Source organism: Cellulomonas sp. P1_C4 (genome assembly GCF_056406355.1).
Genome location: NZ_JBFUAI010000008.1, coordinates 71545 through 96188, shown reverse-complemented (window position 1 = coordinate 96188; position 24644 = coordinate 71545). Strand labels below are relative to the sequence as shown.

Here is a 24644-nt window from a genome sequence, read left to right as displayed (position 1 = left end):
GCGCCGCACCACCCGGTGCGGCGCCCTCGTCATCCCCGGGAGGCCGCCCGACGCGTGAGCCGGCGCATMGCCGGCGGCGTGGCCCCGATGCCACCCGCGAGGACGAGCGCGCCGAGCACCGCGGTGACCACGTGGAACACGGGCGACGTCGGCGCCGCGATCCACGGGAGCGCCAGGAGGACGACGCCGCCACCGGCGTAGGCGAGCGCACGGAACCAGGCGACCGCCGTGAGCGCCCGCACGTGCGGCATGACCCCGGGCAGCTCGCGCTCGAGCCCGGCGGTGTCGCCCGTGAAGTCCCGGTCGGCCCAGATCAGGCCGGCCTCCTGGGCCGCGGCCCGCACCGTCGTCACCGGGTACCACCCGGCCTGGTGCTCGGGCAGCGCGGACCCGCTCACGCCCCGCCCCGACGGGAACGAGCCGAGGACGGCGCCGGACGCATCCGTGACGGCGTACCGGTCGACGACGCCCTCGGTGCCGCGGGCAGGGAACGCGGCCTGCACGTGGGTGATCGTGCGCGCCTGCCCGGGCCCGTCCCCGACGGGGACGTCGAACCCGCCGCGGGCATCGGCGGACGCGGGCGGCGCGACCCAGCGGACACGCTCGGGACTGATCTCCAGCCAGGATCCCTCGTACTGGCGGCGCACGAACGCCTCGTCATAGTGGCCGACGTTCGGGGCGAGGATCACGTGCTCATGCTGCCCGACCGGCGCCGGCGGCGTGGGCGTTCAGTCCGCGCTGTGCACCGGGCGGACGCGCTCGCCCAGCTCCCCGAGCTGCGCCTTCATCTCCCCGACGGAGAGCGTGTGCTCGACGCGCGGCGAGTAGAGCATCGAGCTGACGATGGCGCCGGTGGCCCCGATGGCGAAGGCCTGGCTCACGTGGCTGACCAGACCGGCGCCACCGGACGCGATGACGGGCAGCTGGACGGCCTCGGTGATCATGCCGGTGATGTCCAGGTCGTACCCCGCGCCCGTGCCGTCGCGGTCGATGCTGTTGACGACGATCTCGCCGGCGCCCAGGTCCTGCCCGCGCTTCGCCCACTCGACCGCGTCCATGCCGGTGTAGGTCCGTGCGCCGTCGATCGCGATCTCGTACCCGCTGGGGATCTTCGCGGTCTTCTCCACGCGCTTGACCTGCATGCTCAGCACGATGCACTGCCGGCCGAACTCGACCGACCCGTGCGTGATGATCTCCGGCTCGCGCACGGCCATGGAGTCGATGCTGATCTTCTCCGCGCCGGCGCGCAGCACCGCGTGCATGTCCTCGAGGTGCCGGATGCCACCCCCGACCGTCAGCGGCACGAAGGTCCGGTGCGCGGCCTTGCGGACCATGTCGAGGTCGATCTGGCGCTTCTGGGCGCTGGCCATGATGTCGTAGATGACGATCTCGTCGACGTCCTCGTGGTACAGCCGGTCGGCCAGCTCGGCCGGGTCCCCCACGTCGATGTTGTCCTGGAACTGCTGGGCCTTGGTGACCCGGCCGTCCTTCACGTCGAAACAGGCGATGAGCCGGTTAGCGAGCATCGAGATCCTTCACGTCTGAGAGGTCGAGGTCGCAGAACGACTTGAGCACCTGCAGGCCGGCCCGCGCGCTCTTCTCGGTGTGAAACTGCGTCGCCATGATGTTCTTGTGCGCGACCGCGGCGGCGAACTCCTGGCCGTAGGTGGTCACGCCGACCAGCGTGGAATCATCCGTCGGACGGGCATAGAAAGAATTCACGAAATAGTAGAAGCCGCCCGGTGTGAATGACCGTGAGAACGGGTGGTCGCCGCGGACCTCGACATTGTTCCAGCCCATGTGCGGAACGCGGACCTCGGAGCGGTCGAACTCGTGCACGCTCCCGGGCAACCAGCCGAGGCACTCGACATCGCCCTCGGCCGAGTGCTCGAACAGCACCTGGAGACCGACGCAGACACCGAGAAAGGCCTGGCCATCGCCCCGGACCTTCTCGTTCAGGTGGTCGATCCACCCCTCCTGGGCCAACGACTCCATGGTCACGCCGGCAGCCCCGACGCCGGGAAGGATGTACCTGTCGACCTCGTCGCACTCGCTCGGCTTGGCCACGAGCGCGTGCGGGACACCGAGGTGCTCGAGCGCATAGGAAATGCTCTGCGAATTCCCGGTGCGATAGTCGATGATCCCGATCACTTGCCCAATCCTACACGGCACGCGTGTCTCAATATGTGGTCGGAGTCAGTCGAGGAACAGGGCACGCAACCGCACGGTCGTGAACGTCAGACCGAGCCCGATCATGACGACGAAGTACGCGACGTGCACAAGCATCGAGCCGTCGAGCACCCCGAGGGTCAGGCCGCGCACCAGCTCCACCGCGTGCCACAGCGGCAACGCCTTGATGACCCCCTGCAACCACCCCGGGTACACGGTGATGGGGTAGAAGGTGGCCGAGAACAGGAACATCGGGAGCATCACGAAGTTGATCCAGTCCATCTGCTGGAAGGTCTTCATGTAGCTGGTGACGGCCATGCCGACGCTGGCGAACCCGAACGCCACGAGCAGCACCGCCGGGATGGCCAGCGCCGCGGACCACGCGAGGTTGAGCCCCATGACCTGCATGACCGTGAGGAACCCGAGGGCGTACACGCCGCCGCGGAGCAGCGCGTAGGAGATCTCGCCGAACGCCACGTCCAGCGGCCCGAGGGACGTCGCCAGCATCGCGTCGTAGAGCTTGCCGAAGTGCATCTTGAAGAACACGTTCCACGTGGAGTCGTAGACGGCCCCGTTCATCGCGGACACCGCGAGCAGTGCCGGCGCGATGAACGCCGCATAGGACACCGAGCCCCCGGTCGGCAGCTCGACGTCGCCGATGTACGAGCCCAGCCCGACGCCCATGGCGAACAGGAAGAAGACCGGCTCGAAGAACCCGGACAGCACCACGATGCCGCTCGAGCTCTTGGTGGCCTTGAGCCCGCGGGCCACGACCGACCGCGCGTTGCGGGCGTACAGGGCGCTCACGGCGGTGCTGCGCGAGGGGGCGTCAGCGGTGGTGGCGGTCATCCGCGCAACCTCCTGACGAAGGCGCGGCGCGCCAGCACCCAGCCGAGGGCGGCCATGACGAGCAGGATGGCGAGGTGCCAGCCGACGGGCCACGCCCCGGGCGGCGAGCCGTACGACAGGGTCCGGCCGATCTCGCTCGCGTGCCACAAGGGGGAGATCCAGCCGACCCACTGCAGCCAGACCGGCAGGGTGGCCAGGGGGTAGAACGTCCCGGAGAACAGGAACAGCGGCGTGAAGACGAACCGCTGCACCAGCGCGAACTGGCCCTTGTCCTCCGTCAGGCTCGCGGAGAACGCCATGAGGGGTAGCCCGAACGCCAGCCCGGCCAGGACGCCGACCAGCGGCATCAGCGCGCCCCTGACCGGGTCGCCGACGGCGCCGAACGCCACGATCAGCAGGTAGTAGATCGTCGTCGTGAAGAGCATCCGCAGCACCACGGACAGCACGAGCCCGGCCATGATCTGCGGCGGTGCGATCGGCGAGGCGTTCATGCCCCAGAAGATCCGGCGCCACTTGAACCCGGCCATGATGACGAACGTGAACTCGTCCATCGCGACGGTCACGCCGGCGGTCGCCAGCAGCGCGGGGGCGACGAACCACACGTAGCTCACGGGACCGTCGGCGCCGGAGGCCACCGACTGGTCGAGGAACGTCGCCAGGCCCAGCCCGATGCCGAGCAGGTACAGCAGGGGGCTGCCGACGGACCCGACGACGATCGTCCAGCCGTACGCCTTCATGCCGCGCAGCTGGTGCTCCGCGACGTACCAGGCGCCGAACCGGCGCGGTCGGGCCGCCACAGCGACGGCGGCGTCGGGCAGGGTGGTCGTCATTCGATCAGGCTCCGCCCTGTGAGCCGCAGGAACACGTCCTCGAGACTGGAGCGCCGGACCAGTGAGGTCGTGGGGTGCAGGCCGAGGTCGGTGACGCGCTCGAGCACCGCCTCGCCGTCCTCGGCGTACAGCAGCACGCGGTCCGGCAGCACCTCGATCCGCTCCACCAGGCCGGCCATGCGCACGGCGGCATCGGCGTTGCGGTCGGACCCGAAGCGCAGCTCCACCACCTCGCGCGTCGAGTACTGCCGGATCAGGCTCGACGGGCTGCCCTCGGCCATGATCCGGCCCTTGTCGACGACCACCAGGCGGTCGCACAGCTGCTCGGCCTCGTCCATGTAGTGCGTGGTGAGCACCAGCGTGGTGCCGCGCTCCTTGAGCCGGAACAGCCGGTCCCACAGCACGTGGCGCGCCTGCGGGTCGAGCCCGGTGGTCGGCTCGTCGAGCATGAGGATGCGCGGCTCGTTGATGAGCGCCCGGGCGATGGTCAGCCGGCGCTTCATGCCGCCCGAGAGGTCGTCGACCTTGGCGTTGCGCTTCTCCTCGAGCTGCGCGAAGCCCAGGAGCTCGTCGGCCCGCGACGCGCACACCGACCGCGGGATGCCGAAGTAGCGGCCGTAGACGATGAGGTTGTCGCGCACGCGCAGCTCGGTGTCGAGGTTGTCCTCCTGCGGGACCACGCCGAGCAAGGATCGGATCTCGGGCCCGTGCGTGTCCGGGTCGAGGCCGAGCACCCGCAGCTCGCCGGCGGTCCGCGACGAGACCGCGCCGACCATCCGCATCGTGGTGGACTTGCCCGCGCCGTTGGGTCCCAGCAGCCCGAAGGACTCACCGGGCGGCACCTCGAAGTCGATGCCGTCGACGGCGGTGAAGTCGCCGAAGCGCTTGGTGAGACCCTGGGCGGCGATGACGGGAGCGGTCACAGCGGACCAACCTAGACGAGTGCGCCGACAGGCGCTGCAGACTTTGATCTTGACCGCCGCCGCGTCCGACGACACCCTGCAGCGATGACGGACCTCGCCGACCTCTGGCCCCTGGCAGACCTGCGTGTGACCTGCGGCGACCTCGAGCTGCGCTACCTCGACGAGCCCACGCTGACCGGCCTCGCCCAGGTCGCCTCGGAGGGCATCCACGCGCCCGAGACGATGCCGTTCACCGGCACCTGGACCCGCGGCACGCCTCAGGAGGTGGCGCGCAGCATCCTCACGTACCAGTGGGGCAAGCGCGCGGCGACCACCCCGGACGACTGGCACATCGACCTCGCGCTCGTGCGCGCCGGCGAGGTGCTGGGCACGCAGGGGATCATGGCCAAGAACTTCCCGGTCGCGCGCTCTGCGGAGACGGGCTCATGGCTCGGTCGTCGGCACCAGGGCCAAGGGCTCGGCACCCGGATGCGGCTGATGATCCTGCACCTGTTGTTCGACGGCTTCGACGCGCAGGTGGCGACGACCACCGCCTTCGCCGACAACGCCGCCTCGAACGCGGTCACCCGGCGGCTCGGCTACGCGCCGAACGGCGTCGGCGTCGACGCGCGCGAGGGACAGCCCGCGCTCAGCAACCGCTACGTCCTGGACCGGGCCGCCTGGGACGCGCGCCCGGCGGAGCTGCGGCCCGAGGTGACCCTCGTCGGCGTGGACCGCGCACGGGAGCAGCTCGGACTCTGAGCCCGACGACGAAGGCCCCGGACCGCACGCGGTCAGGGGCCTTCGTCACGCCTGTGGAGCCAAGGGGACTCGAACCCCTAACCCCCTGCTTGCAAAGCAGGTGCGCTACCAATTGCGCCATGGCCCCGTGCCCGAGCACACGGCGGGGGCGTCCTTACTCGAAGGTGTCAGTGACCTCGGCCCACAGGTCTCGCTCGTCGCGATCCTGTGCGTACTTCTGCCACACGACGAATCCGAGGGCGGCCAGGGCCACCAGGAGCAGGAGCTTCTTCATCGGTTCCCCCACGGGTCGGGAGTGGGCCTAACAGGACTTGAACCTGTGACCTCTTCCTTATCAGGGAAGCGCTCTAACCGTCTGAGCTATAGGCCCGTGCACTGCCATTGCCTGCGCCGCAGTGGCGCCGGATGAGACTACCCCAGGGCAGGGGTGGCGCCCAAACCGGCTACGGAGTGGCTGTGGTCACTCGTCCGTCATGGTGACGTGCACGCCGCCGACGAGGGCCGCCACGATGTTGTACAGGAACGCGCCGATGGTCGACAGGGCCGTCAGCAGGAAGACGTCGATGACCGCGATGAGCGTCGCGCCGGAGATGATCCGGGAGAACTCGACGTACTGCAGGATGTCGATGCCGCTCTCCGTGCCGGTGATCTGCGTGACGAGGTTGTCGGCCTTGGTGAACACGTGGAGCCCGTTGAGCGTGAACCACACCACCGCCGCGGCGACGACGAACATCACGCCGATGGCGACCGACAGCAGGAACGACAGCTTCATCACCGACCACGGGTCGACGCGCGAGATCGCGAGCCTGACGCGGCGCGGGGCGCCGTGCTGGCCGATCGTCGGGATGCGACCCGTGCTCGGCCGCGCACCGGTGAGGTTCTCGGTCGAGGTCGCCGTCCGCGGGGGGGCGCTCGTGGTCGCCGCCGGGGCGGCTGCCGGGGTGGTCGTCATGGTCGGTTCCTTGGGGGGCCGGGGTCGAGTGGCCGCGGCGAACGCGGTGGTCGTGGCGACACCGGCCTTCTTGAGCCAGACCGTGGCGGTGTCCACTGCGACCATCATCGGGGACGGCGGGTCCTGCTCGTCGTCCACCGTGGCGGTGGTGGTGTCACGATCCTGTGGAGATATCGCGGTGGCGGCCGTGGCGGCCGCCACCGGCGCCGCCGAACCGTTGCTCGTCGACCGCTCCGCCGTGGGCCCGCTCGACGGCTCCGCGCGTGCATCCGGCCGCGTCGACGTCCGTGTCGGGCTCACCGTCGGCGGCATGACGCTGGCCGGCACCGTGAACGCGGTGGTCCCGTTGGTGCCGTTGAGGCCGGGCACCTTCGTCGCCGCGTCGTCGGCACCTGCACCCGGCTCGCTCCACGCCGAGGTCGATCCCTTGCGTGGCGTGGACGTCGTGGTGCGACCTGAGGTCGTCGGCGTCGTCGGGCGTTTGCGTGGTGGGATCGAGGGGGGCGTGGAATCGGTCATGCGTCCTCCGCGGGAAGGTCGTCGGTCACGGCGTCGTCGGCAGGCGCCTCGGCGTCACTGATGACGTCCGCTGAGCCGTCCGTGGCGTCCGATCCGTCGGAAACCTGGCCATTCTCAGCGCCCACGGTACCTGGCTCGTCGGCCAGGTGTCGCTCAGTGTTGCGCGCGACCGCGATGATCCGGTCCCCGCTGTCGGGCTTCGCGAAGATGACGCCCTGCGTCGTGCGACCCGTCGCGTTGACCTCCGACGTGGCCGAACGCACGATCTTGCCGCGCTCCATGATGACCAGGACCTCGTCGTCGGGGTCCACCACGAGCGCCCCGACGAGGTCGCCGTTCGCCTCGGGCAGGTTGGCCACCTTGATGCCCAGACCACCGCGGCCCTGCTGACGGTAGTTCTCGACCGTGAGGGCGGTCCGCTTGGCGATGCCGCCCTCCGTGACGGTGAACAGGAACGCGTCCTCCCGCACGACGTCCATGGCCAGCAGCTCGTCGTCGGCGCGGAACTTCATGCCCGTGACGCCGGACGTGGCCCGGCCCATGGGCCGCAGCGACTCGTCGGACGCGGTGAAGCGCACCGACTGCCCCTTGCGCGACACCAGGATGAGGTCCTGGTCGGAGTCGACCAGCCGCGCGGAGACAAGCTCGTCCGGCAGGCCCTCGTCGTCCTCGCGCAGGTTGATCGCGATGACGCCGCCCGAGCGGTTGGAGTCGTAGTCAGTCAGGCGCGTCTTCTTCACCAGGCCGCGCTGCGTGGCCAGGACCAGGTACTCCGCCTTGGTGTAGTCGCGGATGTCGAGCACTTGCGCGATCTTCTCGCCCGGCTGGAACGCGAGCAGGTTGGCCACGTGCTGACCCTTGGCGTCGCGGCCGCCCTCGGGCAGCTCGTACGCCTTGGCGCGGTAGACGCGGCCGAGGTTGGTGAAGAACAGCAGCCAGTGGTGGGTCGTCGTGACGAAGAAGTGGTCGACCAGGTCGTCCTCGCGCAGCTGCGCGCCGCGCACGCCCTTGCCGCCACGGCGCTGCGCCCGGTAGTTGTCCGAGCGCGTCCGCTTGGCGTACCCGCCGCGGGTGATGGTGACGACCATCTCCTCCTCGGCGATGAGGTCCTCGACGCTGACCTCGCCGTCGAACGGCAGGATCGTCGTGCGTCGCTCGTCGCCGTACTTCGCGACGATCTCGCCCAGCTCGTCGGAGACGATGTCCCGCTGGCGCTGCTCGGAGTCGAGGATCGCCTGGTACTCGAGGATCTCGGCCTCGAGCTTGGCGTAGTTCTCGAGGATCTGCTGGCGCTGCAGGGCCGCGAGCCGTCGCAGCTGCAGGTTGAGGATGGCGTTGGCCTGGACCTCGTCGATGTCGAGCATCTCCATGAGGCCCGTGCGCGCCTCGTCGGAGTCGGGGGAGCGCCGGATGAGGGCGATGACCTCGTCGAGCGCGTCGAGCGCCTTGAGGTACCCGCGGTAGATGTGGATCTCCGCCTCGGCCTCGCGCAGCTTGTACCGGGTCCGGCGGACCACGACGTCGAGCTGGTGGGTGACCCAGTGGCGCACGAACGCGTCGATGCTCAGCGTGCGGGGGACGTCGTCGACGAGCGCGAGCATGTTCGCGCCGAACGTGTCCTGCAGCTGCGTGTGCTTGTAGAGGTTGTTCAGCACGACCTTCGCGACGGCGTCGCGCTTGAGCACGATCACCAGGCGCTGGCCGGCGCGACCACTCGTCTCGTCGCGGATGTCCGCGATGCCGGTGACGCGGTTCTCCTTGACCAGGTCGGCGATCTTCTTGGCCAGGGTGTCGGGGTTCACCTGGTACGGCAGCTCGGTGACCACCAGGCAGATGCGGCCCTGGATCTCCTCGACCTCGACGATCGCGCGCATCGTGATCGAGCCGCGACCGGTCCGGTACGCCTCCTCGATGCCCTTGTGGCCCAGGATCGTCGCGCCCGTGGGGAAGTCGGGTCCCTTGATCCGCACCAGGAGCGCCGCGAGCAGCTCCTCGCGCGACGCCTCGGGGTGGTCGAGGTGCCACTGCACGCCCTCGGCGACCTCGCGCAGGTTGTGCGGCGGGATGTTGGTGGCCATGCCGACGGCGATGCCGGACGAGCCGTTGACCAGCAGGTTCGGGAACCGCGAGGGCAGGACCGTGGGCTCCTGCGTGCGGCCGTCGTAGTTGTCCTGGAAGTCGACGGTGTCCTTGTCGATGTCCCGGACCATCTCCATGGACAGCGGCGCCATCTTGCACTCGGTGTACCGCGGGGCGGCCGCCGGGTCGTCGCCCGGGGAGCCGAAGTTGCCCTGGCCGGCCACCAGCGGGTACCGCAGCGACCAGTCCTGCACCAGGCGCACCAGGGCGTCGTAGATCGCCGTGTCTCCGTGCGGGTGGTACTTGCCCATGACGTCGCCGACGACGCGCGAGCACTTGGAGAACTGGCGGTCCGGCCGGTAGCCGCCGTCGTACATCGCGTAGAGCACGCGGCGGTGCACCGGCTTCAGGCCGTCGCGGACGTCCGGCAGGGCGCGGCCGACGATGACGGACATCGCGTAGTCCAGGTACGAGCGCTGCATCTCGAGCTGCAGGTCGATCTGGTCGATGCGGCCGTGCTCGATCTCGTTGCCGGTGGTCTCGCTCAACGTGTTTCCTTACGTCAGTTGCTCTGCTTGGGGCCCGTACTGCGGAGCGGCCTAGATGACTGTGTTGTCTGTCGACATCTTCCGGGGCTCGCTTCGCTCACTCCTCAGATGTCGAGGAACCGCACGTCCTTCGCGTTGCGCTGGATGAACGAGCGACGGGACTCGACGTCCTCACCCATGAGGACCGAGAAGATCTCGTCGGCCGCCGCGGCCTCGTCGAGCGTGACCTGCAGCAGCGTGCGGTGCTCGGGCGACATCGTCGTCTCCCACAGCTCCTGGTAGTCCATCTCGCCCAGGCCCTTGTAGCGCTGGACCGAGTTCTCCTTGGGAAGCCGCTTGCCGCTGGCCTGCCCGTCCGCGATGACGGCATCCCGCTCGCGATCCGTGTAGACGTAGTCGTGCTCGGCGTTCGCCCACTTGATGCGGTACAGCGGCGGCTGCGCGAGGTACACGTGCCCGTGCGTGATGAGGTTCGGCATGTAGCGGAACAGCAGGGTGAGCAGCAGGGTCCGGATGTGCTGACCGTCGACATCGGCGTCGGCCATGATCACGATCTTGTGGTACCTCAGCTTGGACAGGTCGAAGTCCTCGCCGATGCCGGTGCCGAAGGCCGTGATCAGCGCCTGGACCTCCTGGTTGCCCAACGCCCGGTCCAACCGCGCCCGCTCGACGTTGAGGATCTTCCCGCGGATGGGCAGGATCGCCTGCGTCCGCGGGTTGCGGCCACGGACCGCCGAGCCGCCGGCCGAGTCGCCCTCGACGATGAAGACCTCGCACTCCTCGGCGCGGTTGGACTGGCAGTCGCGGAGCTTGCCCGGCATGCCACCGGACTCGAGCAGGCCCTTGCGCCGGGTGGCCTCGCGGGCCTTGCGCGCTGCCATGCGCGCGGCGGCCGCCTGGATCGACTTGCGGATCACGTCGCGCGCCTCGGTCGGGTGCGACTCCAGCCAGTCGCCCAGCTGGTCGTTGACCACGCGCTGCACGAATGTCTTCGCCTCGGTGTTGCCGAGCTTCGTCTTGGTCTGGCCCTCGAACTGCGGCTCGCCCAGCTTGATGGAGATGACGGCCGTGAGGCCCTCGCGGATGTCGTCGCCCGTGAGGTTCTCGTCCTTCTCCTTGAGGATGCCCTTGTCGCGCGCGTAGCGGTTGATCAGGGAGGTCATCGCCGCACGGAAGCCTTCCTCGTGCGTGCCGCCCTCCGTGGTGGAGATCGTGTTCGCGTACGTGTGGACGGACTCGGAGTACGCGTTGGTCCACTGCAGGGCGATCTCGACGGCGATCCGGCGTTCGGTGTCCTCGGACTCGAAGTCGATGATGTCCGGGTGGACGACCTCCACCTTCTTGGCGCTGTTGAGGTGCTTCACGTAGTCGACCAGGCCGTCGTCGTACTTGTAGGTGACGTTCCGGGAAGGGGCCGGGGCGCCCTCCTCCTTCTCCTCCTCGCCGGCGACCTCGTCGCCGGTGTCGAGGTGGGCCGGACGCTCGTCGGTGAGCGAGATCTGCAGGCCCTTGTTGAGGAACGCGTACTGCTGGAACCGCGCGCGCAGCGTCTCGAAGTCGTAGTCGGTCGTCTCGAAGATGGCCGGGTCGGCCCAGAAGGTCTGCGAGGTCCCGGTCTCGTCGGTGGGCTCGCCCTTCTGCAGCTCGCCCAGCGGCTTGCCGCCGTCGGAGAAGTTCTGCTGCCACGTGAAGCCGTCGCGCTTGACCACGGTCTCCACCCGCGTGGACAGCGCGTTCACGACGGAGATGCCGACGCCGTGCAGGCCGCCGGAGACCGCGTAGCCGGCGCCCCCGAACTTGCCGCCGGCGTGCAGGATCGTCATGACGACCTCGACGGTCGGTCGGCCCTCGGTCGGGTGGATGGCGACCGGGATGCCGCGGCCGTTGTCGACCACCCGCACGCCGCCGTCGGCGAGCAGCGTGACCTCGACGTGGTCGCAGTAGCCGGCCAGGGCCTCGTCCACGGAGTTGTCGACGACCTCGGACACCAGGTGGTGCAGGCCGCGCTCGCCGGTGGAGCCGATGTACATGCCGGGGCGCTTGCGCACCGCCTCGAGCCCCTCGAGCACCGTGATCGCGCTGGCGTCGTACCCGCCGTTGCCGCTCTTCAAGGTGCTGGACGGGGGGGTGCTCTGCTCGGTCACGGGCGGTGGTGCTCCTCAAGCTCTCACACGCGACGGAGGGGGCCGACCGAACTTCACCGGATCGGATCACTCCATGACGCTGGAGTTCCAGGCACAGATGCGCCAGGAATGACCTTTACAGTCTACCTGGTGGAGCGGCCTGGACCGTCTTTTCACACGGCAGTCGGCGCGCGGTGTTCGTGCGGGTCGACCCGCTCAGCGGAACGTGTCGCGCTCGCCCCGCCCGGCGACGCGCTTCGGGCCCGTCTTGAACCGGGGTCCGCCCGGGTTGAGCACGGTGATCTCCAGCACGATCCCCTCACCCAGGTCGGCCGCGAACCGGCCCAGCATCGCGGGCGCCAGGAACTTCAGCTGAGTCGCCCACGACGTCGAGTGTGCGCGCAGCGTCAGGGATCCCCCCTCGAAGGACACGTACTCGCAGTGCTCGGCCACCTGCGGCCCGACCAGCTCGGACCACCGGTGCTTGAGCACGCCGGCGACCTGGTCCGACGTGCCGCCCAGCTGGTCGAGCAGCCCACCGACCGTGGAGCCGATGAGCTGGGGGTCGCGCGCGCCCGGACCTGCCGTGCCCATCTGCACCTGGAGCAGCGGCTTGCGGCGCGCGGGGTCGCCCGGTCGGAAACCTCGCTGCGCGGCGGCGGCCTTCGCCCGGCCCAGCGCGCCGAGCGCCACCTGTCGCGGGGGCGTCAGCTCGACCAGGTCACGCAGCGGCGTGCCGTCCGGCGCCTTGGTCGGGGGAAAGAGGCCGTCGTCAGAGGACACGAGCCACCTCGCCACCCATGACATCGACGCGCGCACCGGCCAGCGGTGCCGGTACGTCGTCGGCGACCGCTGCCGTGATGAGGACCTGCCGCGCCGGGGCCACGAGCTCGGCCAACCGGTCCCTTCGGCGGGCGTCGAGCTCGGCGAACACGTCATCGAGGATCAGCACCGGCTCGCCGTCGGGGCCCCAGTCGCCGCCACCCCATCCGTCGTCGCCCTCGTCGCCGTGGGTGAGCAGCTCGTAGGACGCGAGCCGCAGCGCGAGCGCGAACGACCACGACTCGCCGTGGCTCGCGTACCCCTTGGCCGGCAGCCCGCCCAGGGTCAGCACCAGGTCGTCCCGGTGCGGACCCACCAGGCTGACCCCACGTTCGATCTCCTTCGTGCGCAACCGCCCCATCGCCTCGAGCAGCTGCGCCTCCACCAGGTCGACCGAGGCCGTCTCGTCGTCGGTCTCCAGCACCGCGTCGAGGGACGCCTTGTAGGTGACGATCGCGGCGCCCTGCCCCGCGCTGACCTGCGCATACGCGCGATCGACGTGCGGCGCGAGGGACCTGACCAGGTTTCGTCGTGCCACGATGATCTGCGCCCCGGTCTGCGCGAGCTTCGCGTCCCAGACGTCGAGCGTGCGCAGATCCGCGCCGCCCCCGCGCCGGGCGGCGCCGGCTGACTTCAGCAGGGCCGACCGCTGGCGCAGGACCCGGTCGTAGTCCGCGATCACGCCGGCGACCCGCGGGGTGAGCTGGACCAGGAGGTCGTCGAGGAACCTCCGGCGCCCGTCGGGATCTCCCTTGACCAGCGAGAGGTCCTCCGGCGCGAACAGCACCGTCCGCAGGATGCCGAGGACGTCCCGCGCCCGCGTCGGCGAACCGCCGTTGACACGCGCACGGTTCGCCTTGCCGGGCGTGACCTCGATCTCGACCAGCGACGACCGCGGCTGACCCGGCTCGAGCTCGCGGACGACCTTCGCCCGGACGACCGCCCTCGTCGTCCCGGCCCGCACGAGCGCGGCATCCGTCGGGACCCGGTGGCTGCCCAGGGTCGCGACGTACCCGAGCGCCTCGACCAGGTTCGTCTTGCCCTGCCCGTTCGGTCCGACGAGCGCCGTGATGCCCGGCTCGAGCGGGAGCTCGACCTGGGCGTACGAGCGAAAGTCCGTCAGGGAGAGGTGCGCGACGTACATCGGGTCCCGGCTAGACCGACTGTGCCGGCGGCGTACCCGTGACCGGTCCCGTGGTCCCGGCGGGCTTGACCGCGTGGCCGCCGAACTGCTGACGGAGCGCGGCGACGGCCTTCATGGCGGGCGACTCCTCCTGGCGGGAGGCGAAGCGCGCGAACAGCGACGCCGAGATCACCGGGGCCGGCACGGAGAGGTCGATCGCCTCGTCGACCGTCCACCGACCCTCACCGGAGTCCTCGACCCAGTCGTCGATCGCGCCGAGGCCCGGGTCCTGCTCGAGGGCCTTGACCAGCAGCTCGAGCAGCCAGGAGCGGACGACCGTCCCGCGCTGCCATGCGCGCATGGTGCCGTGCACGTCCGTGACCAGGTCTTTCGCGGCGAGCAGCTCGTAGCCCTCGGCGTACGCCTGCATCAGGCCGTACTCGATCCCGTTGTGCACCATCTTCGCGAAGTGACCCGCGCCGACGGTCCCCGCGTGCACGAATCCCTCGTTGCGCGGGCCTTCCGGCCGCAACGCATCGAACACCGGCATGACCTTGGCGACGGTGTCGGCCTCGCCGCCGACCATGAGCCCGTACCCGTTGGCCAGGCCCCACACGCCGCCCGAGACGCCGGCATCGAGGAATCCGATGCCACGCGACGCCAACAGCTCGGCGTGCGGCAGGTCGTCCTGGTAGTACGAGTTGCCGCCGTCGATGACCACGTCACCGGCCGTGAGCAGGTCGGACAGCTCCGTGATCACGGCATCGGTGATCTTGCCGGACGGCACCATCACCCAGACCACGCGCTCGCCGGCCGGGAGCGCCTCGATCATGGCGGCCAGCGACGGCACGTCGGTGACGTCGGGACTGCGGTCGTACCCCGTGACGTCGATGCCGGCGGCGCGGATGCGCTGCCGCATGTTCCCGCCCATCTTGCCCAGACCCACCAGACCGATGTGCATGCCGTCTGCCTCTTCTTGAGTTCGCGTCGTGCGTGTCCCGCTCACTCTGCCGCAGCAGAGCGTGGTGCGCCGGTCAAGCGTCAGCCGTCAGCTGGCGAATCGGATCGGCACCAGCAGGTAGCGGTACTCGGGGTTGTCCTCGCCGTCCAGCGACTCCTGGCCGGTGAACTCCACGGGCTTGTTGGGGTGCGTGAACGACAGGCGCACGAACGTGGTGCTCAGGGCGCCCAGGCCGTCCAGGAGGAACTGCGGGTTGAACGCGACGGAGATGTCGTCGCCGACGAGCGTCGCCTCGAGCGCCTCGGAGGCCTGCGCGTCGTCGCCCTGGCCGGCGTCGAGAACCACCTGGCCCTCGCTGAACGACAGACGGATCGGGGTGTTCCGCTCGGCGACGAGAGCCACGCGCTTGGCGGCGTCCGCGAGGGCGTGCGTGCCGACGACCGCGTGGATCGGCGTCTCGTCCGGGAACAGCCGGCGGACGGCGGGGTAGTCGCCGTCGACGAGCAGGCTGGTGGTCTGGCGGCCGGCGGCCTCGAAGCCGATCATGTCGACGCCCGAGCCGGTGGACAGCGCGACGGTGACCGACCCGGCGCTGCCGAGCGACTTCGCGGCGTCCGACAGCGTGCGAGCCCGGACCAGCGCGACGGTGGAGATGTCCGGCGACGCCGGCTTCCACGTGAGCTCGCGCAGCGCGAGCCGGTAGCGGTCCGTGGCCAGGAGCGTGACCTTCTCGCCCTCGATCTCGACCCGCACGCCCGTGAGCAGCGGCAACGTGTCGTCGCGGCTGGCGGCGACGGAGACCTGAGCCACCGCGTGCGTGAGCTCGTCACCGTCGACGGTGCCCGTGGTGGGCGGCATCACCGGAAGGTTCGGGTAGTCCTCGACCGGCATGGTCAGCAGCGTGAACCGGCTGGCACCGCAGGTGACGACGACCTTGGTGCCCTCGAGCACCACGTCGACGGGCTTGTCCGGCAGCGCACGGGAGATCTCCGCGAGCAGACGTCCCGAGACGAGCACGGAGCCGGCCTCGCTGACGTCCGCGGGGATCTGCGACCGGGCGGAGACCTCGTAGTCGAAGCTCGAGAGCTGCACGGTGCCCGTGGTGTCGGCCTCGAGGCGCACACCCGCCAGGACGGGGACTGGGGGCCGTGTGGGCAGGCTGCGCGCCGTCCATGTGACGGCGTCCGCGAGAACATCGCGGTCGACCCGGAACCTCATGCCTCAAACCTCTCGTCGTGCGGGCCTGCCGGCGTGCCGTCACAGGTTGTGAGGAGGTCCGGTCGGACAGGCGTCAGGCGAACACTACGCGAGTGGTCCGACGCTCGGTACGGGCATGCGGATGACAACGACAACCGTGTCGTTCGTGGAGCGCCGCAGCCCTCTGGCGGTGTGTGGATCCATGACAGAGAGAAGTGTCGTCATCGTCATCGGTCCTGTGCACTGTGTGGATCATCGATGTCCGCGCAGGTCAGGCCTCGTTCTTGCTGTGCACGCCGCTTGTGGGCCAGATCGGACACACCGTGGACGGGCGTGGAGAGCTGTGATTCGCCGATTCCGCGTCCACCAGAGCCAGCCCTCCCGTCCACATGACACGTGGGGGTCGTCCACCGTCATCCACAGGTGTACGCACAGGTGTGGAGATTCGTCCCATGCCTGTCTCATCCGCAGGGTGAAGGTTGTGGTCAAGCCCCCCGGATCGTTCCGACGGTGAGAGTTGTCTCATGGCGGGACGACCCGAATGCCCGTTTGTGAACTCACACAACGCACCGATTTGCCCAACTTTCCGCATCGCCGCAGGTCAGCGCGGCGCGGGGATCGCGCGGCGTCGTTGATGCGCCGAACGGGTGAATCCCGTCACAAGCATCCCCAGGTACCTGTGGACAGCTGTGGATAACTGTGGGGAAGTGGTCGGTCGAACAGGGCAAAAACGGGCGTTGATCAGCCCCGGTTCTGCTGCTTGATCCGGTTGGTGAGCTCGGTGACCTGGTTGTAGATCGACCGGCGCTCGGCCATGAGCTCGCGGATCTTGCGGTTCGCGTGCATGACGGTCGTGTGGTCGCGACCACCGAACGCCTGGCCGATCTTCGGTAGCGACAGATCAGTGAGCTCACGGCACAGGTACATGGCGATCTGGCGTGCGGTGACCAGCACCCGCGAGCGGCTCGAGCCGCACAGGTCGTCGATGCTCAGTCCGAAGTAGGCGGCCGTCTGGCCGATCACCTGGGTCGCGGTGATCTCGGTGGTCTGGTCGTCGGTGATCAGGTCCTTGAGCACGATCTCCGCGAGGGAGAGGTCGACCTGCTGCCGGTTGAGGTTGGCGAACGCCGTCACGCGGATGAGCGCACCCTCGAGCTCGCGGATGTTCGTCGAGATCTTCGAGGCGATGTACTCGAGCACGTCCGGCGGCGCCTGCAGCCGCTCGCTGCCGGCCTTCTTGCGCAGGATCGCGATGCGCGTCTCGAGGTCCGGCGGCTGGACGTCGGTGATCAGGCCCCACTCGAAGCGGGAGCGCATCCGGTCCTCAAAGCCGTTCAGCTGCTTGGGCGGCAGGTCGGAGGTGATCACGACCTGCTTGTTGGCGTTGTGCAGGGTGTTGAACGTGTGGAAGAACTCCTCCATCGTCTGTTCCTTGCCCTGCAGGAACTGGATGTCGTCGATGAGGAGCACGTCGACCTCGCGGTAGCGCCGCTGGAACGCGCCGGCCTTGCCCTCGCTGATCGAGTTGATGAAGTCGTTCGTGAACTCCTCGGAGTTCACGTAGCGCACACGCACGCTCGGGTAGAGGTTCTGCGCGTAGTGGCCGATCGCGTGCAGCAGGTGCGTCTTGCCCAGGCCCGAGTCGCCGTAGATGAACAACGGGTTGTAGGCCTTGGCCGGCGCCTCGGCGACCGCGACGGCCGCGGCGTGCGCAAAGCGGTTCGAGCTCCCGATGACGAACGTCTCGAAGAGGTACTTCGGGTTGAGGCGCGCCGGCTCGGCCGGCTGGCGTCGGTTGGTGCTCGCTGACGACGGGCGGTCGTCGCCACGCCCGTTGTATCGACCGCCCCGGCGAGAGTCGTGGTCGGTCTCGTCGTCGTCGGACACCAGCGACAGGTCCGGGCGAGCCTCGCGTCGGGCGTCGGCCTCGTCCGCCTCGCGCTCGTCGCGCGAAGGGCTGTACGCCTCGTGTCGCTGCTCCGTGCCGACCACCCGCAGCGCCGGCGGCGCGTCCTCGGCCAGCTCGGGGTCGACGGTGATGGCGAACCGGGCCTCACGGTCGAGGGCTGCGCTCAGGGCGACGGTCACCTCGCCGCGGACGCGAGACTCCAGGTAGTCCTTGGTGAGGTCGTTGCCGACCGCCAGCAGGAGCGTGCCGTCGAGGAGTCCGAGCGGACGGGCCAGGCGGACGAACGCGATCTGCCGTGGCGTGATGTCCGGGCTCGACTCGAGGGTCGACACCACGTGCCCCCAGACCCGGGAGAGCTCTTCGTCCTGTGACACGTGCTACCTCGGCTGTTCGTTCGCGTGGGTGGTCGAGTCTCGCACGAGACTGTGTTGTCCACACAGTTGTCCACACCTGTGAGCAGATGATCAGGGCGGTGTCAGGAGCTTCCACGACACGGTGAGGACGGCGTTCGCTCGGTTGGTCGTCGGGGCTGGCTCGTCGTGTCCTGGGTCTGTCCACCACGTCGTGGTCCACAGGCCGTCGGCCCCCGTGACGATCCTCGATGCTAGTGGCAGACCGTCGACCCGGCGAGGGCTCGGGCGGGTGACGTCGCGGGTGCCCGTCGGGGTGTGCTGTGGCACGATCGGTGCGGCGAGTCGCGCGCATTTGACCGGCCACTGCGGCGGGAAGTACGGTATTGCAGCCTTATCGATGGCTCCTCCTGGCGCGCCCTGACGCCGCACGCATGACTTGTGTGTCCCGGAGCATTCGATCTCGGCAGCCTGAACCTGGTCGCGCGGCACATGCGAGGCCCACCCGATGTAGTTGGAGACTCTCGTGACCAAGCGCACCTTCCAGCCGAACAACCGGCGCCGGGCCAAGACCCACGGCTTCCGCCTGCGCATGCGTACGCGCGCCGGCCGGGCGATCCTGGCGGCACGTCGCCGCAAGGGCCGCTCGGAGCTCTCGGCCTGACGCCACCGTCGGTGCTGTCCGCTGCGCATCGCATGCGCCGCGCTGCCGACTTCGAGCAGGCGGTGCGCAGAGGTGCGCGCGGCGGACGGGACACCCTCGTGGTGCATCTGACGACACGGACCGATCACTCGCCCTCCGGGCCGGTGGTCGGTCTTGTCGTGTCCAAGGCCGTAGGGACCGCGGTGACGCGGAACCTGGTCAAGCGCCGGTTGCGAGAGCTCGTGCGAGCGCGCCTCTCCGGTCTGCCGTCCGATGTGGGCATCGTCATCCGGGCACTTCCGTCGGCGGCTGACCGGCCGTTCGCACTCCTGGGCGCCGACCTGGACGGTGCGCTCGAGACGGCCGCACGTCGGGCACGACGTCGGAGCGAGGCGTAGTCATCCCATGAGTTTCCACTCGGTGGTCCGTGCCGTGGTGCGTTCTCCGGCGACGCTGCTCCTGCTGCTGCTCCGGGGTTATCAGCGGTTCATCTCCCCGATGACGCCTCCCACCTGCAAGTTCTACCCGTCCTGCTCGCAGTACGCCGTGATCGCGGTGCAGCGCCACGGAGCGATCCGTGGCACGCGGCTCGCCGTCTGGCGGCTGCTCCGCTGCAACCCGTGGAACCTGGGTGGCGTGGACGACGTTCCACCTGCGCGGTCCGCTCACCGTCATTCCCACGTGGCTGCTGCCACGCACTGACCCCAACGAGGAGTACTGCCACATGTCGTGGTTCGACGGTCTGCTCAAACCCATCATGGTCGTCGTGGCCTGGATCATGGTCCAGTTCCACGCGCTCCTCTCCGCGCTCGGGCTCGACCCCGACAGCGGCGCCGCCTGGGGGCTCTCCATCGTGGGGCTCGTGATCGTCATCCGGATCGCGCTGATCCCGCTCTTCTTCCGCCAGATCAAGGCGTCGCGCGGCATGCAGCTCATCGCGCCGCAGATGCAGGCGATCCAGAAGAAGTACAAGGGGAAGACCGACCCGGCATCCCGGGAGGCCCTGCAGCGCGAGACGATGGCGCTCTACCGGGAGAACGGGACCAACCCGTTCGCCTCGTGCCTGCCGATCCTGCTGCAGTCCCCCATCTTCTTCGCGCTGTTCCGGGTGCTCATCGAGCTCCCGCAGGTCGCGTCCGGCGCCTACCCGCCGATCGGTCCGATGACGGCCGAGCTCGCGGCGTCGGCCGAGAACGCCACGATCTTCGGCGCCCCGCTGTCCGGGACGTTCATGCAGGCCGGCGACAACTGGCACATCCGTGTGGTCAGTGCCGTCCTGATCGTTGCCATGTCCGCGACGACGTTCCTCACGCAGCGCCAGCTCACCATGAAGAACATGCCGCCGGCCGCACTCCAGGGCCCGATGGCGCAGCAGCAGAAGGTGCTCCTCTACGTCCTGCCGCTGATCTTCGCCTTCTCCGGCGTCAACTTCCCCATCGGTGTCCTCATCTACTGGACCACCACCAACCTCTGGTCGATGGGCCAGCAGTTCTACACGATCCGCCGGATGCCGGCGCCCGGCTCTCAGGCCGAGATCGCGATGAAGGAGCGCAAGGCTCGCAAGGCTGCCGGGCATGCTCCGTCGATCGAGGACGCCCCGTCGACGCCGACCCTCCTCATCGAGGAGAAGCCGCGCGGCCAGCGGCAGCAGCCGAAGCGCAAGGACCGCAACAAGCCTCGTGTCGTCGCCGATGACGTCACAGACAAGCCCGTGAGGTCGACTGACGACGATCCCGACGGGCCGAGCACCAAGGCGCCTGGCGCCCCCACCAAGCCAAAGAAGTAGCGCAGACGCGCGACGTTGATCGGGAGAGACTCCATGACTTCGACCCAGCCTGACGCCCCCGTCGAGACGGTCAGCACCAAGCGCCTCGAGGAAGAGGGCGAGATCGCCGCTGACTACCTCGAGGAGCTGCTCGACATCGCCGACCTCGACGGCGACATCGACATCGACATCGACCACGGCCGTGCCGCCGTGGAGATCGTGTCCGAAGACCCCGCCGACAAGTCGCTGGAGCGGTTGGCCGGCCCCGACGGGGAGGTGCTGGACGCGCTCCAGGAGCTGACCCGCCTGGCCGTCCAGGCCAAGACCGGCGAGCGCAGCCGGCTAATGCTCGATGTGGCCGGCTACCGCGCCGGTCGCCGCGCCGAGCTGGTGACGGTCGCGAACGAGGCAATCGCGCGAGTGCGCGAGTCCGGCGCGGCCGTCGCGCTCGATGCGATGAACCCGTTCGAGCGCAAGGTGGTCCACGACGCCGTGGCCGCCGCTGGGATGTCGAGCGACTCCGATGGTGTCGAGCCCAACCGGCACGTGGTGATCCGTCCGGCGTGACGTGCTAGTTTCCGCTGCTGCGGATGACTCAAGGGGCGGGTTCATTGAGCCGGCCCCTTCGTCATGTCCGGGCGTTCGCACGCGTGGATCCGCGACCGCAGGGCCTGGCTGTTCCACGTGAAACAGTCGTGCGCGGCGCGGCGGGGCCTTCCGGGTGGCCGGACTTTTTCGGTGAGTCAGGTGGTCGTGTTGCGGGGGCGGAGCTGGGACCGTCCGTGAAAGGAACCACTGCCGTTGAGCAGCAGGTCTGGCAGGGGCGCCGTCGTCGCCGGGGGCTGAAACCTGGCGTCGGGGCCCTGGATGCACCGTCGGCCGGATTGAGGCTTGCCCCCTTCACACCATCGCGAGGCGTTGTTCGCATGCAGGTGGCAGTCGAAGCTTCTCTTTAAGTTGCGCGGTTCGGCGTCGGCGGAGGAGGCGCTGCATCCGGACGCGAGACGAGACCTCGTGCCAGGGCCCCAGGTCTGCGGGCTTCGGGGTTGGTCGGAGTCGAGGCTGACCGACCGCCCCGGCGCACTGGGCTCAGCTACCGGCGGCGGTGTTGCGCCGTGCCGGCTTCGATGCGCAAGGGCGACAGCGGTGTTCCACGTGAAACGGTCTTCGCCGCGTGATGAGGCCCCGGCGCGCTTGGCGAGCGAATCACGCACGGTCGCGTGGCGCAGGGTGCGGTGCGCTCGACCGTCGCGCCACGTCAGCGCCGACCGCTGAGAAGGGGCCTCTCGTCACGAGTGGTGCACTCTTCACAGAGCCTCATGCGGCCGCTGCGCACCCGCCTGTTTCACGTGGAACCGTGGAACCCGGGCGGTCTGAGGTGCACGTGGTCGAAGTTCGTCGCAGTCGGCGGGCAGGGAGCTCCCAGACTTTCGGCGGTGCAGGATTGGTGCTCTCTTAAGACGTGTGCCCATGCAACAGGGATGCTCGTGCAGGCAGGCAGGCAGGCAGGCAGGCAGGCAGGCAGGCAGGCAGGCAGGCAGGCAGGCAGGCAGGCAGGCAGGCAGGCAGGCAGGCAGGCAGGCAGGCAGGCAGGCAGGCGGACTGTCCCCGTTCTGGCCTCACGCTGCAACGGACGCCGATGCGGGGTGGGTGTGCTTGGGGCTGGGTCACGTCTTCACAACCCTGGGATGTAGGGCTCGCGGGCCTGCATCGCCACAAGTCTTCGCCACTCGGTGATCGGTGCTCCGCACCTCCGACACCCCATGGAGCGCCGGCGGCACGGCTGTGATCCGCGAGCGCCGTGGTTTCACGTGAAACAGCCCGTGATGGCGCTGGTTGGCGGGCGCCATCAATCCATCCAGCATGCGCTGTGGTCCGCTCCGGTGCTCTCGTGTGCCGCGCAGTCCTTCGCCGCCATGGCTTCGACCGGGGCGGTGTCGGTTTGGCCAACAGAGCCGTGTGGTCAGCACCGTTCAGATCAGGGTGTGAACTGCACGAACGACCACGATCACTTCCCGGGCGCTGAGAAGTCGCCGCGTCCGCGTCCGCCCTTTGGGGGCAGATTCATGTCTCTGGTGGGCGCCCCAGGCGACCGGAACCATGCACGCAACCCGGAGACCCTGCACATGGCGAAGCCCGGACTTGCCCGCGGGACGGGTCGGTCCTCGAAGTCGAGGGGTCGAGCCCAACCGTCGCGCCGCCCGACACGAGGAACCGGAGAGCGGGCACTGCAGCGTGCGGAGTCGTCCCGACAGGGCCCGGGACGGGAATTCCCGGCCTGAGACCGGTATTGATTGCCGATCAGACGCACTCATGCCGTGGCTGTCCCTCGGATGGCAGCTCGCGCCGGTATCACGCGGATGCGCCTGGGCGTCGCCCCGACCGTATAGATCGGCGTGTCTGACGGAGGAACAGCGCCACGCGCTGTACCCGCTCCCAGGCGCCCACCGCGACGCCCGAGCGCTGTTTCACGTGAAACCGAGGCGACGGGCATCTACAAACTCGGGTCACTGCGCGGGTCGCTTCGCGATGTCGCAACTGCGCGAACAATCCGCGAAGGTGGCGTTGGCTGGCGTGCCATGCATGTGGCTTGCCGTTGGCCTCGGGGGATTGGCACTCCGCCTTCTTCGTGCCTGTCTGGCGCACCTCTGCGAGGCGGGGCCGCTCGTGTTCTTCGGTGGTTCTGGATTGATCGACCGAATCAGCCACCGTCTAGATCCTCAGCGGCCCGCGGCGCCGGGCCTTCAGAGGCCGGTGAGCGATTTCGCCTGCGGGGCCCCCGGTCAGGTCCTGGCGAGCTCGGCCGACCTCAGCCGGCGGCGCTCACCCGGGGCGCAACCGTCCGCTTGGGGCAGGACGCGGTCACCGGCACATCCTCACTGCTGGTCACCGACGCCATAGTCGCCACCACACACAGACGGCGTGGTCTAGTGGGAACGTCGAACTCCCAACTGGCCTGCGCGGCCCACCCGGCTGCGACCGCCGATGATTCGTCTGCCGAAAGACCCCCGGGCGAAAAGAGGGCTCCGAAGCAATCAGGAAATGCGGTCAACAGCACCGAGTCTGTTCTGGCGGCATCCAGGCTCACAAGGTCCAGGTGGTGTGCAGCCGCGAACTCCATGGGGAGGCACGCGCGAATGCAGGTGGCCACGGACTTGCGGATGAGGTCGCGCACGGCCTTCGCGGGCCCGGACTGAGGAATTGCGCGACGCCTGGCCGACGCCGCGGGCTTGGCGGATCCGGCAAGTCTGGCTGTCATCTAGCGAGAGTGGGGAGTCTGGTTGTTTGACTCGTAGGTCCGTCCACATGCTCCGGCGGGGGTACGGAGCGAGGGCGTCGCGGCACGGTACGGTAGGGCCGCGCCGATCGGGTGAGGTGTCGGCAGGGCGGCACCGTGGCACTCGCGCGGAGCTCGTGTGCAGTTCGTTTCACGTGAAACCAAGGGGATCAGACGGTGACGGAAGCTCAGTCGATGGACGTCGACGGAGCCGACCCTCTTGACGGTGACCCCCGGCTGGAGCACTTCTTCGGTAGCTCGTGGCCCACCATCCTCGGCTTCCATGACCTGCTCGTCCGCGAGGGCGAGCTTCGTGGGCTGGTCGGGCCGAGGGAGTTTCCCCGGCTCTGGGAGCGTCACATCCTCAACTCTGCCGCTGTGGTGCCGTTCCTTCCGACAACGGGGCGAATCATCGATCTCGGCAGCGGAGCCGGACTTCCCGGGGTGGTGGTCGCCGCAATGTTGCCGGACGTCGAGGTCGTGCTCCTCGAGCCCATGGAGCGGCGAACCGACTGGCTCAGTGAGGTCGCTGAGGCGCTCCGCCTCGAGAATGTCGTCGTGCGCCGAGGACGGGCACAGGACGAGCACGGCCAGCTGACCGCGGACGCGGTGACCGTCCGGGCGGTCGCCTCGCTCGACAAGCTCTACCGATGGGCGCTGCCCCTTCTGCGTGCGGGCGGCTCACTGGTGGCCCTCAAGGGTGGCCGGGCAGAGGAGGAGATCGAGGCGGCCAGGCATGTCGGCCGCAAGCTCGGTGCTGGGGCGGCCTCCGTGGTCGAGGCTCCGACAATCGAGGGAGTCGAAGTGACGAGGGTGGTCCGCGTCGTACGGGAGGCTGTTCCTGGTGTTCGGTAGGAAGAAGCG

22 protein-coding genes and 2 tRNA genes are annotated in these 24644 nt (G+C 69.1%); 7 read left to right on the top strand and 17 right to left on the bottom strand.

Features of this window, described 5'->3' with window-relative positions; translation table 11 throughout:
• Nucleotides 1–29: 29 nt before the first annotated feature.
• From AC1DYZ_RS08160 to AC1DYZ_RS08135, 6 genes are read right to left on the bottom strand one after another with little or no spacing between them, the layout of a single operon-like run.
• Complete coding sequence (locus AC1DYZ_RS08160) at nucleotides 30–689, bottom strand: hypothetical protein (RefSeq protein ID WP_477064699.1); 660 nt, start codon at nucleotides 687–689, stop codon at nucleotides 30–32.
• A 39-nt stretch (nucleotides 690–728) separates the two neighbouring features.
• On the bottom strand, nucleotides 729–1526 hold the full coding sequence (gene hisF / locus AC1DYZ_RS08155) for an imidazole glycerol phosphate synthase subunit HisF (protein ID WP_477064698.1): 798 nt from the start codon (nucleotides 1524–1526) through the stop codon (nucleotides 729–731).
• Nucleotides 1516–2151, bottom strand: coding sequence for an imidazole glycerol phosphate synthase subunit HisH (hisH, locus tag AC1DYZ_RS08150; protein ID WP_477064697.1), 636 nt, complete (start codon nucleotides 2149–2151; stop codon nucleotides 1516–1518). The genes hisF and hisH overlap by 11 nt, the downstream gene beginning before the upstream one ends.
• A gap of 45 nt (nucleotides 2152–2196) precedes the next feature.
• Complete coding sequence (locus tag AC1DYZ_RS08145) at nucleotides 2197–3018, bottom strand: ABC transporter permease (protein ID WP_477064696.1); 822 nt, start codon at nucleotides 3016–3018, stop codon at nucleotides 2197–2199.
• Nucleotides 3015–3848 carry an ABC transporter permease gene (locus AC1DYZ_RS08140; protein WP_477064695.1) on the bottom strand — a complete coding sequence of 278 codons (834 nt, stop codon included), beginning with the start codon at nucleotides 3846–3848 and terminating at the stop codon, nucleotides 3015–3017. The genes AC1DYZ_RS08145 and AC1DYZ_RS08140 overlap by 4 nt, the downstream gene beginning before the upstream one ends.
• A complete protein-coding gene (locus AC1DYZ_RS08135; protein ID WP_477064694.1) occupies nucleotides 3845–4771 on the bottom strand; it encodes an ABC transporter ATP-binding protein in 927 nt (308 codons plus the stop codon). Before AC1DYZ_RS08135 ends, AC1DYZ_RS08140 begins: the two co-directional genes overlap by 4 nt.
• Nucleotides 4772–4855: 84 nt before the next feature.
• Between AC1DYZ_RS08135 and AC1DYZ_RS08130 the strand changes: the two genes are divergently transcribed.
• Nucleotides 4856–5512, top strand: a complete 657-nt coding sequence (locus tag AC1DYZ_RS08130; protein ID WP_477064693.1) for a GNAT family N-acetyltransferase — start codon at nucleotides 4856–4858, stop codon at nucleotides 5510–5512.
• A 54-nt stretch (nucleotides 5513–5566) separates the two neighbouring features.
• Here the strand turns inward: AC1DYZ_RS08130 and AC1DYZ_RS08125 are convergent.
• The 11 genes from AC1DYZ_RS08125 to dnaA all read right to left on the bottom strand — a co-directional run bounded on the left by AC1DYZ_RS08125 (nucleotide 5567) and on the right by dnaA (nucleotide 18119).
• A tRNA-Ala gene (locus AC1DYZ_RS08125) sits at nucleotides 5567–5639 on the bottom strand.
• 27 nt (nucleotides 5640–5666) lie between these two features.
• The gene (locus tag AC1DYZ_RS08120) at nucleotides 5667–5786 is read right to left on the bottom strand and encodes a DLW-39 family protein (protein ID WP_456825014.1); all 120 of its coding nucleotides are present in this window, start codon (nucleotides 5784–5786) and stop codon (nucleotides 5667–5669) included.
• Nucleotides 5787–5808: 22 nt separating this feature from the next.
• Nucleotides 5809–5882, bottom strand: a tRNA-Ile gene (locus AC1DYZ_RS08115).
• Nucleotides 5883–5972: 90 nt separating this feature from the next.
• Entirely contained in the window at nucleotides 5973–6983 is a 1011-nt protein-coding gene (locus tag AC1DYZ_RS08110; RefSeq protein ID WP_477064692.1) for a DUF3566 domain-containing protein, read from the bottom strand.
• Nucleotides 6980–9610 carry a DNA gyrase subunit A gene (gene gyrA / locus AC1DYZ_RS08105; protein WP_477064691.1) on the bottom strand — a complete coding sequence of 877 codons (2631 nt, stop codon included), beginning with the start codon at nucleotides 9608–9610 and terminating at the stop codon, nucleotides 6980–6982. The genes AC1DYZ_RS08110 and gyrA overlap by 4 nt, the downstream gene beginning before the upstream one ends.
• A 104-nt stretch (nucleotides 9611–9714) precedes the next feature.
• Nucleotides 9715–11754 (bottom strand): DNA topoisomerase (ATP-hydrolyzing) subunit B, encoded by a 2040-nt coding sequence (gene gyrB / locus AC1DYZ_RS08100; protein ID WP_477064690.1) that lies wholly within the window; start codon nucleotides 11752–11754, stop codon nucleotides 9715–9717.
• 195 nt (nucleotides 11755–11949) lie between these two features.
• Nucleotides 11950–12516 (bottom strand): DciA family protein, encoded by a 567-nt coding sequence (locus AC1DYZ_RS08095; protein ID WP_477064689.1) that lies wholly within the window; start codon nucleotides 12514–12516, stop codon nucleotides 11950–11952.
• Nucleotides 12506–13699, bottom strand: coding sequence for a DNA replication/repair protein RecF (gene recF, locus AC1DYZ_RS08090; protein WP_477064688.1), 1194 nt, complete (start codon nucleotides 13697–13699; stop codon nucleotides 12506–12508). Before recF ends, AC1DYZ_RS08095 begins: the two co-directional genes overlap by 11 nt.
• 10 nt (nucleotides 13700–13709) lie before the next feature.
• Nucleotides 13710–14684 (bottom strand): phosphogluconate dehydrogenase (NAD(+)-dependent, decarboxylating), encoded by a 975-nt coding sequence (gnd, locus tag AC1DYZ_RS08085; RefSeq protein WP_477064687.1) that lies wholly within the window; start codon nucleotides 14682–14684, stop codon nucleotides 13710–13712.
• 42 nt (nucleotides 14685–14726) lie between these two features.
• Entirely contained in the window at nucleotides 14727–15857 is a 1131-nt protein-coding gene (dnaN, locus tag AC1DYZ_RS08080) for a DNA polymerase III subunit beta (protein ID WP_477064686.1), read from the bottom strand.
• A 720-nt stretch (nucleotides 15858–16577) separates the two neighbouring features.
• Nucleotides 16578–18119, bottom strand: coding sequence for a chromosomal replication initiator protein DnaA (gene dnaA, locus AC1DYZ_RS08075; RefSeq protein ID WP_477064685.1), 1542 nt, complete (start codon nucleotides 18117–18119; stop codon nucleotides 16578–16580).
• Between the two features lie 502 nt (nucleotides 18120–18621).
• On the opposite strand from dnaA, the gene rpmH reads away from it, so the two are divergent.
• From rpmH to rsmG, 6 genes are all read left to right on the top strand, one after another.
• Nucleotides 18622–18759, top strand: coding sequence for a 50S ribosomal protein L34 (rpmH, locus tag AC1DYZ_RS08070; protein ID WP_159808264.1), 138 nt, complete (start codon nucleotides 18622–18624; stop codon nucleotides 18757–18759).
• A gap of 11 nt (nucleotides 18760–18770) precedes the next feature.
• Nucleotides 18771–19136 (top strand): ribonuclease P protein component, encoded by a 366-nt coding sequence (gene rnpA / locus AC1DYZ_RS08065; protein ID WP_477064684.1) that lies wholly within the window; start codon nucleotides 18771–18773, stop codon nucleotides 19134–19136.
• A 7-nt stretch (nucleotides 19137–19143) separates the two neighbouring features.
• Complete coding sequence (gene yidD / locus AC1DYZ_RS08060; protein ID WP_477064683.1) at nucleotides 19144–19440, top strand: membrane protein insertion efficiency factor YidD; 297 nt, start codon at nucleotides 19144–19146, stop codon at nucleotides 19438–19440.
• A gap of 22 nt (nucleotides 19441–19462) precedes the next feature.
• A complete protein-coding gene (gene yidC, locus AC1DYZ_RS08055) occupies nucleotides 19463–20524 on the top strand; it encodes a membrane protein insertase YidC (protein ID WP_477064682.1) in 1062 nt (353 codons plus the stop codon).
• 33 nt (nucleotides 20525–20557) lie between these two features.
• A complete protein-coding gene (locus AC1DYZ_RS08050; RefSeq protein WP_477064681.1) occupies nucleotides 20558–21070 on the top strand; it encodes a Jag family protein in 513 nt (170 codons plus the stop codon).
• A 2905-nt stretch (nucleotides 21071–23975) separates the two neighbouring features.
• A complete protein-coding gene (gene rsmG, locus AC1DYZ_RS08045; protein WP_477064680.1) occupies nucleotides 23976–24635 on the top strand; it encodes a 16S rRNA (guanine(527)-N(7))-methyltransferase RsmG in 660 nt (219 codons plus the stop codon).
• The last annotated feature ends 9 nt before the right edge of the window (nucleotides 24636–24644 follow it).